At 43.3% G+C, this 9,815-nt stretch carries 11 protein-coding genes; all 11 read left to right on the forward strand.

Features of this window, described 5'->3' with window-relative positions; translation table 11 throughout:
• Positions 1 to 70: 70 nt before the first annotated feature.
• Positions 71 to 565, forward strand: a complete 495-nt coding sequence (locus tag M3200_RS07695) for a hypothetical protein (protein WP_022382953.1) — start codon at positions 71 to 73, stop codon at positions 563 to 565.
• Between the two features lie 97 nt (positions 566 to 662).
• Positions 663 to 896, forward strand: a complete 234-nt coding sequence (locus tag M3200_RS07700; protein ID WP_022382954.1) for a YdbC family protein — start codon at positions 663 to 665, stop codon at positions 894 to 896.
• Positions 897 to 1,012: 116 nt separating this feature from the next.
• Positions 1,013 to 2,170: a cation diffusion facilitator family transporter gene (locus tag M3200_RS07705; RefSeq protein ID WP_022382955.1), complete on the forward strand. Its 1,158-nt coding sequence runs from the start codon at positions 1,013 to 1,015 to the stop codon at positions 2,168 to 2,170.
• A 208-nt stretch (positions 2,171 to 2,378) separates the two neighbouring features.
• Positions 2,379 to 3,140: a C40 family peptidase gene (locus M3200_RS07710; RefSeq protein WP_022382956.1), complete on the forward strand. Its 762-nt coding sequence runs from the start codon at positions 2,379 to 2,381 to the stop codon at positions 3,138 to 3,140.
• A gap of 165 nt (positions 3,141 to 3,305) precedes the next feature.
• Positions 3,306 to 4,061 carry a nitrilase-related carbon-nitrogen hydrolase gene (locus M3200_RS07715; RefSeq protein ID WP_108850869.1) on the forward strand — a complete coding sequence of 252 codons (756 nt, stop codon included), beginning with the start codon at positions 3,306 to 3,308 and terminating at the stop codon, positions 4,059 to 4,061.
• 125 nt (positions 4,062 to 4,186) lie between these two features.
• A complete protein-coding gene (gene alaS / locus M3200_RS07720; RefSeq protein WP_022382958.1) occupies positions 4,187 to 6,796 on the forward strand; it encodes an alanine--tRNA ligase in 2,610 nt (869 codons plus the stop codon).
• Positions 6,797 to 6,808: 12 nt separating this feature from the next.
• On the forward strand, positions 6,809 to 7,075 hold the full coding sequence (locus M3200_RS07725) for an IreB family regulatory phosphoprotein (RefSeq protein ID WP_022382959.1): 267 nt from the start codon (positions 6,809 to 6,811) through the stop codon (positions 7,073 to 7,075).
• Between the two features lies 1 nt (position 7,076).
• Positions 7,077 to 7,508, forward strand: a complete 432-nt coding sequence (gene ruvX, locus M3200_RS07730) for a Holliday junction resolvase RuvX (protein ID WP_022382960.1) — start codon at positions 7,077 to 7,079, stop codon at positions 7,506 to 7,508.
• A 10-nt stretch (positions 7,509 to 7,518) separates the two neighbouring features.
• Complete coding sequence (locus M3200_RS07735; protein ID WP_022382961.1) at positions 7,519 to 7,782, forward strand: DUF1292 domain-containing protein; 264 nt, start codon at positions 7,519 to 7,521, stop codon at positions 7,780 to 7,782.
• 275 nt (positions 7,783 to 8,057) lie between these two features.
• Entirely contained in the window at positions 8,058 to 9,338 is a 1,281-nt protein-coding gene (locus tag M3200_RS07740) for a metallophosphoesterase family protein (protein ID WP_022382962.1), read from the forward strand.
• Positions 9,325 to 9,815 (forward strand): ATP-binding protein (locus tag M3200_RS07745; RefSeq protein ID WP_288178225.1); only part of this gene is annotated, 491 nt, incomplete at its 3' end. The genes M3200_RS07740 and M3200_RS07745, both read left to right, overlap by 14 nt.

The raw sequence follows: 9,815 nt of genomic DNA on the forward strand, positions 1-9,815 counted from the left end.
ATTTTGTGTCCAAAATACGTTGACCAGTGCAAATTGATGGGCCTTGCTGCCGTGCATTTTGGGGAGGTTTATGGATACTTTCAAAGAAGAGGTATATGGCAAAATCCAGTGGGAATGCTGCCGTGCGAAGATTTATATAGTAGCTATGTCCTTGTTTTATGTTTTAATCTGCGCAACGATTATTACATATGCCATGGAATATGGAAATATTTTATATGTAGTGGCAGCCTGTGTATTTTGCTTTTCTGTATGGAGAATCAATAGGCTGCACACACCGGTAGCACTCGTATGCGAGAAGAAGCTCCTCGTATCGGTTCCATGGTCATTTTTAAATTCGGACTTCGACTTTTCTTTCAAATCTTTATACATGCCTATAGAATATTCAGAGATTACGGGTGTTTCCAATTGCTGGGATCATCTTTATATAGGTGCCAGAGTAGCAGGAGGAATTGTGGGCCTGCCTGTTCAGATGTCATGCGTTTCCAGGAAGGATAAGAAAAAATTTAAATTCTGGATCAGCAAAAAGCAGGAGGAAAACAGGCATGTATCCAGACTGACCTTTTAATCATGGATAGGGCAGAGACTCAGGCGGGTCTGTTGATTTACAAAAGACCTTATGATACCATATAAAGCATATTCATGATTTTAAGAGGTGAAGTTGAATGGCTGCTAAAATTACGTACACGATACAAAAGGAATTGGGCGATTTGTCAATTGCGCCTAATGGATGGAAAAAGCAATTGACTTACACAAGCTGGAATAACCGGGAAGAGAAATTTGATCTGCGTTCTTGGAATGAAGATCATACAGCTATGACAAAGGGAATTACGCTGACTAAGGAAGAAGCCCTTAAGCTGCGTGATATACTGAACGAAATTGATTTCGATGAATTGTGATGAAACCTAACAATATGCCAAGCAGGTATTCCGTAAGGAGCGGCCTGCTTGGCATATTGTGCATTTAAATATAAATTAAGGTATGCTTTCTACATTTCTTCGCAAAGGGTCATATTATGGAACTGGGATTTCTAAAAGATAATCCAAGAAGCAGTAAGGCAATGCTTACTTGCGCTATTGGTCTTGCAGTTAACTTTATATTAGCCTCCGCCAAAATCTTTGCCGGCTGGTCGAGCGGTTTCTTATCTGTTATGGGAGACGGGTTTAACAATTTAACAGATATGGGATCAATCATTTTATTGATGATGACCTTCTATTACGCTGCAAAACCCTCGGATAAAGAGCATCCATTTGGCCACGGGCGCCTGGAATACATCAATGCTACCGTTATGGCTGCCATTATCCTATATGTCGGCATTACGCTTTTCATAGAATCAGCGCATAAGATTTCCAATCCGACAGATACGGAATATTCTCTTTTGATCATTATCAGCTTAACACTGGGCATCATCGGAAAATTATTTCTGGCATGGCAGTATAAGAAGACAGGGAAGGAGATCAAATCTGAATCATTCAATGCTTACAGCGCGGATTCTTTGTCAGACCTCCTGTCCACCTCAAGCGTCTTGGCGGCAACTTTAGTCGAGTCTTTCTTTCATTACCATATTGACGGATACATGGGCGTATTGATGTCGCTGGTCATCCTATGGACAGGATATACGATTATGAAAAAAGCGGTGAATTCAATTATGGGTTCTACGCCGGATCCCGAGATTCATGAAAGCATAAAAAACTGCATCCTTGGATGCAAGGGCGTGTATGGTGTGCATGACCTGATTGTGCATGATTACGGTCCTGAAAATCATTTTGCTACAGCGCATATAGAGCTGGACAGCTCATTGACCTTTATGCAAAGCCATGAGCTTTCAGAAAATGTCACGACTGTTCTGCGTGAAAAACTGAATATCCAGGCGGTGATCCATGCCGATCCTAAAGCGGTATCCAATCCAAGGGAGGCAGAATATCAAAGAGATCTGGAAGCTGCCATTTACCGATCGGGACTACCGCTTTCCTATCATGACTTTTTTGTTCAGGAAAAAGAAGGAGAAATCGATCTTTCCTTTGAACTGGCGCTGACAGGCTACTGTAAATTGAATGATGGGGAAATTTATCATGCAATATCTGATGAATTAAGGAAAATCAACCCGGCCTATCATATCGAAACGATGATTGACAGAAACTTTATCAGCGGAAAAATCTATGGAAATGATTGATAAATTATCAAAATTGATCGGATGCTGAATAACACTTGCTGATGATTTTATGATAAAATACATAATGGAAATCTAACGAATATATGCATCGCTGAATCGATGATGCATGCAGATTCTTTTAGCAAAAAGAGAGTCTATACACGTATCAATGAAACTATGTTTTATGAAAAGTCATCGTAAATATGTAAATATTTAAGGAAGTGTGTGTATGAAAATAAAAAAGTACACAGTTTTAGCGGCCTGCCTGTTGGTTTTTGGAACTTTCAACGTATCTTATGCTGATTACATGATGGGTTCCCATGGGAATGATGTCAGGATCCTTCAAAGACGTCTTGCTCTCTATGAACTGAATGTAAAAGCAAACGGCACCTATGACAAGGCAACATACAAGGCTGTCGTGAAGTTCCAGAAGAAAAGGCATCTGACAGCGGATGGAATCATCGGCCCTGCCACTTATAAAGCATTGACCGGCTATTCTATGAAAACGGCTTCAAAAACCGGCTCAGATGCTCCCGCTGCCGTAAAGAAAAGCAGCAGTGCCCAAATCCAGAGTACGGGAATCAATGATTCCCTGGTACAGTGGCACAGCTCGGTGATAACAAACAGCACTGTTAAGGCGATTACAGAAGAAGCGCAGAAGTACATTGGAGTTCCGTACCAGTTCGGCGGTACGACGCCGAAAGGATTTGACTGCTCAGGTTTTATTCAGTATGTTTTCAACCGGAAAGGGATTGTCCTTCCCCGGTCAGCTGACGAGCAGTATACTTCCGGGAGAAAGATTTCAGTGAACGCACTCGAACCCGGCGATCTTGTTTTCTTTAAAACGTATGATCAGGGAATCTCGCATTCCGGATTGTACTTAGGGGACGGATATTTCATCAGCGCGACCTCGAGCAAGGGCGTGGCTGTAGCAACGATGAAAAGCGGCTACTGGCATGACAGATATGTCGGCGCAAACAGGGTTCTGTAACGGGATCGCGCATTTTAGCTGGCAATCGTCATGAAATAACTGAATCAAGAAGCGGAAAATAAAGTAATGTTGAAATAAGGCTGTAGATTTTTTGTTTTGCTACAGTCTTTTTACAATGATAGATGAATACTAAATTTATGAATATTAATGGATGGTGCAGCTCTTATGAAAATAGCCATGATCCAAATGGAAGTTGACTCAGGGCAGAAGGACAGAAATATACGGCATGCATTCCAGCTCTTGGAACAAGCAGTTCCAAACAGTGACGTTCTGGTGCTGCCGGAATTGTGGACAATCGGATATGATTTTCACAATTTAGATAAAAATGCAACAAGGCTTGGGGACAGTTTGATCTCTGGATTATCCTCATTTGCCAATTATCATCATGTTACTTTGGAGGCGGGGACGCTTCCTGTAGAAGTCAATGGCAAGATCAGCAACATGGGGATCGTGTTCGGCCCGAATGGGGAAATCCAGGCACAGTACAGCAAGCGTCATCTGTTTTACGGATATGAGGAATCAAAATTGATGGTTCCCGGAAACAGTTTGATGAATACTGAAATCAACGGTGTCAAAACCGGAATGGCTGTCTGTTATGAGTTCTATTTTCCGAGAATGTGGAGAAAAATGGCAAAGAGCGGAGTGACATTAGTGCTGGCTCCGGCTTCATGGCCTGCCGTCCATATTCCTCAATGGGAAGTCCTTACAAGAGCCAGGGCTATAGAGAACGGGATCTGCGTCTGCGCGGTCAATATGGCAGGAGAGTACCACGGGCTCAAGCTTGGCGGGCATTCTCTCTTTATTGACCCGACAGGGAAGGTAGAAGCGGAAGCAGGAGATGGCGAGGAAATCCTTTATGGAGAGTATGATGAAATCCGGTACAGGGATTTAGGAAAGCAATTGGCGGTCATACGCTTATAAGAATGATCTTATCATTCCGTTTCTCAAAGAGATTGGGCTTAATCACGTGAAGTATGCTAATCCATATTTGCATGGATTAGGCAAGTCATATATAATGAAGGGGCAATTAATTAAGGGGGTCTATCATGAAGGGCAATGATATTCGCGAGTCGTATCTTTCGTTTTTTGAAAATAAAAAAGATCATCTTAGATTAAAGAGTTTTTCCTTGATTCCTAAGGATGACCCGAGTCTTTTGCTGATCGGCGCCGGAATGGCACCATTAAAACCGTTTTTCACAGGCAAGGTTGAACCGCCGAGACATAGAATCACAACAAGCCAGAAGTGCATCCGCACTGGTGATATCGAAAATGTAGGATATACTGCAAGACACCATACATTTTTCGAAATGCTGGGAAACTTCTCCTTTGGCGATTATTTCAAGAAGGAAGCTATTTCCTGGGCATGGGAATTCCTTACTGAAGTAATCAAACTCGACAGCTCCCGCTTGTATGTTACAATCTATCCGGATGATAAGGAAGCTTATGATTACTGGCATACGATGATCGGACTGCCGAAAAATCATATTTATCCTCTTGCCGATAATTTCTGGGAAATCGGTGAAGGCCCGTGCGGCCCTGATTCTGAAATTTTCTTCGATCAGGGAGAAGAATTTGGAACAGACCCGGAAAATCAGATGGGCGGAGACGGTGATCGTTTCCTTGAAATCTGGAACCTGGTATTCAGCCAGTATGACCGTCAGAAGGATGGCTCCTATCTTCCTCTGGCAAAGAAAAACATTGATACCGGTGCAGGTCTGGAACGTCTTACAGCCGTACTGCAGCACAAGAAAAACAATTTCGAAACAGACCTGTTCTTCCCGATTATTGAAGAAGCATCTACTCTCTCCGGTGTTTCCTATGGAAAGAGTGCACAGGGCGATGTTGCATTGAAAGTTATTTCGGATCATGCCAGAGCCATTACCAATATGATTGCTGACGGCATTCTGCCTTCCAATGAAGGAAGAGGTTATGTACTCCGCAGAATCCTCAGACGTGCTGTACGTTTCGGAAAACTGCTTGGCATTCAGGATCCATTCATGGGTCATATGATCGATGTAGTCATCGATATGATGAAACCTGCCTATCCGGAATTGCTGGATAAACAGGCATACATTAAGAAAGTAGCTGGAATGGAAGAAGAAAGATTCCAGACAACATTGAATGCGGGTATTGATCTTCTTTCCGAAATGATAGAAGATACCCAGAAACATAATGAAAAAAATATTTCCGGGGAACGCGTTTTCAAATTATATGATACCTATGGATTCCCATGGGAACTAACACAGGAAATCGCCGCTGAAAAGGGACTTTCTGTTGATAAGGCCGGTTTTGAAGCTGCAATGGCTGAACAGAAGGAAAGAGCAAGAGCAGCCCGCGCTAAGGTTTCTGCCAAGGTGGCAACGCCTGATACGACAAAACTGGATATTTCTTCTTTATCAACCATTGATGAAGACGGGACAACGAAACTCCTTCTCGTAGGCAAAGATGGCAAAGAACTTGCTTCTGCCGCAGATGGTACAGAAATCACAGCAATCCTTCTCAATACTCCTTTCCACGCTGAAGGCGGCGGACAGATTGGTGATACAGGCATCATTACCGGAGCTGAAGGTTCCATTATTGTTGAAAATACCAAGAAGCTTCCTGATGGAATCACTTACATTATCGGTGAAGTTAAAGAAGGCATCATTCGCGCAGGCGAAGAGGTCAATGTAGTTGTAGACCGCGACAGACGTGAAAAACTGGCCAGAAACCATACGGGCACGCATATGCTGCAGGCTGCACTTAGAAGAGTACTCGGCGATCAGGTCAACCAGGCAGGTTCCCTGGTACTTCCTGACAGACTGAGATTCGACTTCACCTGGCCGGAAGCGTTATCTGCAAAGCAGATCAGGGAAGTTGAAGATATCGTCAATGCTGAAATCATCAAGAACACATCAGTGTCCATTAATGAAATGCCGATTGATGAAGCTAAAAATCTGGGAGCGATGGCTCTGTTCGGAGAAAAATACGGCGATATCGTCCGTGTCGTTTCCGTTGGTGAATTCAGCAAGGAATTATGCGGTGGTACGCACGTATCCAATACCGGAGAGTTAGGATCCTTCAGAATTATCGGAGAGTCCGGTATCGGATCCGGTGTCAGAAGAATTGAAGCTGTCACAGGCTGGGCTGCTTATGAAATGATGCAGGAAGACAGAAAGCTTATCAATTCTGCTGCAGATGCATTGAAATCAAACAGCACAGGGATTCTGGAACGCATTGAAAAACTGCAGGCAGAACTGAAAGACGCTGAACATGAATTATCCGCCCTTAAGAAAAACAAGGTCCAGGACGAGCTGAAAGAATTGATTCAGAATGCTGAAGTTAAAAATGGTGTTTCCATACTGGGTGCAGTTGTTCATGTTGATAATATGGATAAATTGCGTGAAGCTGCAGATTTTGTAAAGGCCAAGCTTCCTGTTTCTGCAGTCATACTCGGCACAGCTGCAGGTGATAAGGTCAATCTGGTAGGCATGGCTTCACCGGATGCAGTCAAGGCAGGCATCCATATGGGCAAGGTTATTTCCCAGGCTGCCAAGATCTGCGGCGGTGGCGGCGGCGGAAAGCCAGCTAATGCGCAGGCAGGCGGCAAGGATGTATCCAAGCTTGCTGATGCTGTAGCCCAGGGAGTTAAAATTATTTCTGGAATGCTTGATTAAGGAGGGATATATATGTCAGTCTCTGATGAAACAATTTTATTTAATAAAAATGCCGACGAAGGTGAAAACACACAGGCATCTATGATTTTGCAGGAAGTGTATGCTGCTCTTAAGGAAGCCGGGCATAATCCAACCGTTCAGCTTGTCGGATATTTGGTATCTGGAGAACCGACATATATTACCAGCAGGCATGATGCAAGAAAGCTTATCTCAGGCATTGAAAGAGATGAACTTGTAGAAGAATTAGTCAGATTCTATATAAAGCATAAGGGTCTCTGATATGCGTATTATGAGTCTTGATGTTGGTTCTCAAACGATCGGCGTTGCTGTAAGTGACCTTTTTGGCTGGACGGCTCAGGGAGTTGAAACCATCCGGCATACTACGAGAGAAAAGGATTTCGCAAGACTTTGGGAGCTCACGGATCAGTATAAAGTGGAAGAGTTCGTATTGGGCCTGCCTTTAAACATGAACGGTACTAAAGGTATGCGCGCTGAGCGTACTGAAGAATTTGCCCATGAGCTGGAAGAGGCCTTTCCTGACATTCCCTGGAGATTCTGGGATGAAAGGCTTACAACTGTTATGGCGCAAAAAGAGCTGATTGCTGCGAATGTGAGCAGGAAGAAGCGGAAGAAAGTTATTGATAAAATGGCAGCAGTAGTTATTCTCGAGGATTACCTGCATTATCTCGCTCTGAATGGCGGGAAAAAGTAAAGGATGCATTATGGAAAATAAAACCGAAGAATCAATCATCGTGACAATCGACGATACGGAAGGGAATTCCAGAGATTTTGTGCAGGATATGGTAATACCGTTTGACGGCAAGGAGTTTGCCGTTCTGGTATCGATTCCTGAAAGCATGGATTCTGAAGAAGAACCCGATATCATATTAGCCAGAATTGACAAGGATCAGGACGGAGAAGTCGTTTACGTATCTCCAACTGATGAAGAATATGACGCTGTCGCTGAAATCTATAATGCCATGTAATTATCATTAAATGGCATAAATTGAAATGGCTGATCACTGAATGTTAGATTTTGTTCTGACAGGCAGAGGTCAGTTTTTTTCAATACCAGGAACTGTACCTGGCCCCAGTCACTTTTCTTCAGGAAGAATGACAGGCGCTTTTGGGTACGTATCTGAAAATAAGCGTCCTGGTTTCAGAGAAAGTTCAAATTCTAGATAAATCAAAGCAACTTTTAAATGTTGCGGCTTAGATTTGTGTTAGAATAAAGAAAATTTGTGTTTTATCAGGAGGAATCATGGGAAAGCACTTTTCTTTTATACATTGTGCCGACTTGCACTTAGGCGAACCATTTGGAGATGTACGCCTTGGCGGCAGTGGTCCATGGAATGAACAGATCAGCAAATCGACCTTTAAGGCATTTGAGAAGGTTGTGGATGCTGCGATCGATAACCGGGTAGATGCTATTTTGATTTCCGGTGATGTATATAATAGTGATCATCATAGTCTGGCAGCGCAAATGGCCTTTGCCCGTGAATTGTACCGTGCGGCTGAAAATGGCATTGAAACTTTTATAGTACATGGAAATCACGATCCGGAAGAGGCCTGGCGTGCCGATATCCCGCTGCCGGATATGGTGCATATTTTTTCCTCCAGCGAAGTGCAGGCTCTGCCATTGATGAAAGATGGAGAAAAAGCTGCAACTATTTATGGAATCAGCTACAAGACAAGACATGTGGGGACTGATCTCGCTCAAGGATTTCATCATAATCCGGAAGACGGATTTGCAATCGGCATGCTCCATACAGATGTTGGATCGGCATCAGGGAATTATGCGCCCTGCACGATTGAAGAACTTAAGAATTCCGGGATTGAGTACTGGGCACTGGGTCATATACACACAAGAAAAACTTTGTCAGTAAAACCGTATGTCGTGTATCCCGGCAATATCCAGGGACTTAACATAAGTGAAATAGGGCCGAGGGGCTGTTACCTGGTCGATGTGGGCGCCTATGGGACTGTAACGCTGAAATTCATTGAATCAGACGTTATACGATGGATGGATATGGTCATAGATATATCCAATTTAAAGCAGATTGGAGAGCTTATTACCGAAATATCCAGAAGGAGAGCCGGCCTTAAGGAACTTACAGGCAGACCCAGCATGGTGCGCATTGTGCTTACAGGAAGCGGTCCTCTCCATGAGATGGTATCAAGCGATGATGGGCAGGAATATATTCTCCAGACATTGAATGAAAAAGAGCAATTCAGATTCCTTTTTGCATATTTCATTAAAATCGATGATAATACACGCCCGGATATCAACCTGAAAGAAAGAAGACAGATACCAGATATTGTTGGCACATACCTTCGTACGTATGATATCTGGAATGATCTCCCCGCCGAGGAAAAGAAAAAAGCATTAAGAAAAATCGTTGAAGAACAGCCCGAAATCATGAGGTACAGCAAGTTGGTCAAATCACTCAATGATGATATTCTTGTCCGTGCTTTTCGAAAGGCAGAGCTCTTAGGCGCTGAGATGCTGACTGAGGAGGAAGCAAATAATGAAGATCATTGATTTGCGGTTGGATCATTATGGCATATACAGGAAAGCATCCTGGAAGCCCTCTCAAAATTCGCTCAATGTCATTATGGGAGAAAATGAGAGCGGCAAGACCACCATGCTCCGTTTTATCCGTGACATGATATTTGGTTACGGCAGAGGAAAGTGGCAGGGCAAGACAGGAAGTATTGAATTTGTCAGATCGGATGGACAGGAATATAAAGTCATCCGCGATGAAAAGGAACGCTGGTTTGAAAATTCAGACCATGTAAAATTTGAGGAAGAACTTCCTGCCCTGTGGTGGCATGGCCTGAACCGTTTCATGTATGAAAAAATTTTTGCCATAGGTCTTGAAGATCTGCAGGGCTTGTCCTTCTTGTCCAATGATTCTGTAAGAAGCCGTTTTTTCATGCTGCAGGGCGGAGATAAAATTTCTACAGTGAAGAAACTGGCTCATGACAATAAGGAAAAGCTGCTGGTTTCTTCCCCGCA

This window comes from Dialister sp. CAG:357 (genome assembly GCF_000435155.1).
In the GTDB taxonomy this organism is placed as follows: Bacteria; Bacillota; Negativicutes; order Veillonellales; family Dialisteraceae; genus Dialister; species Dialister hominis.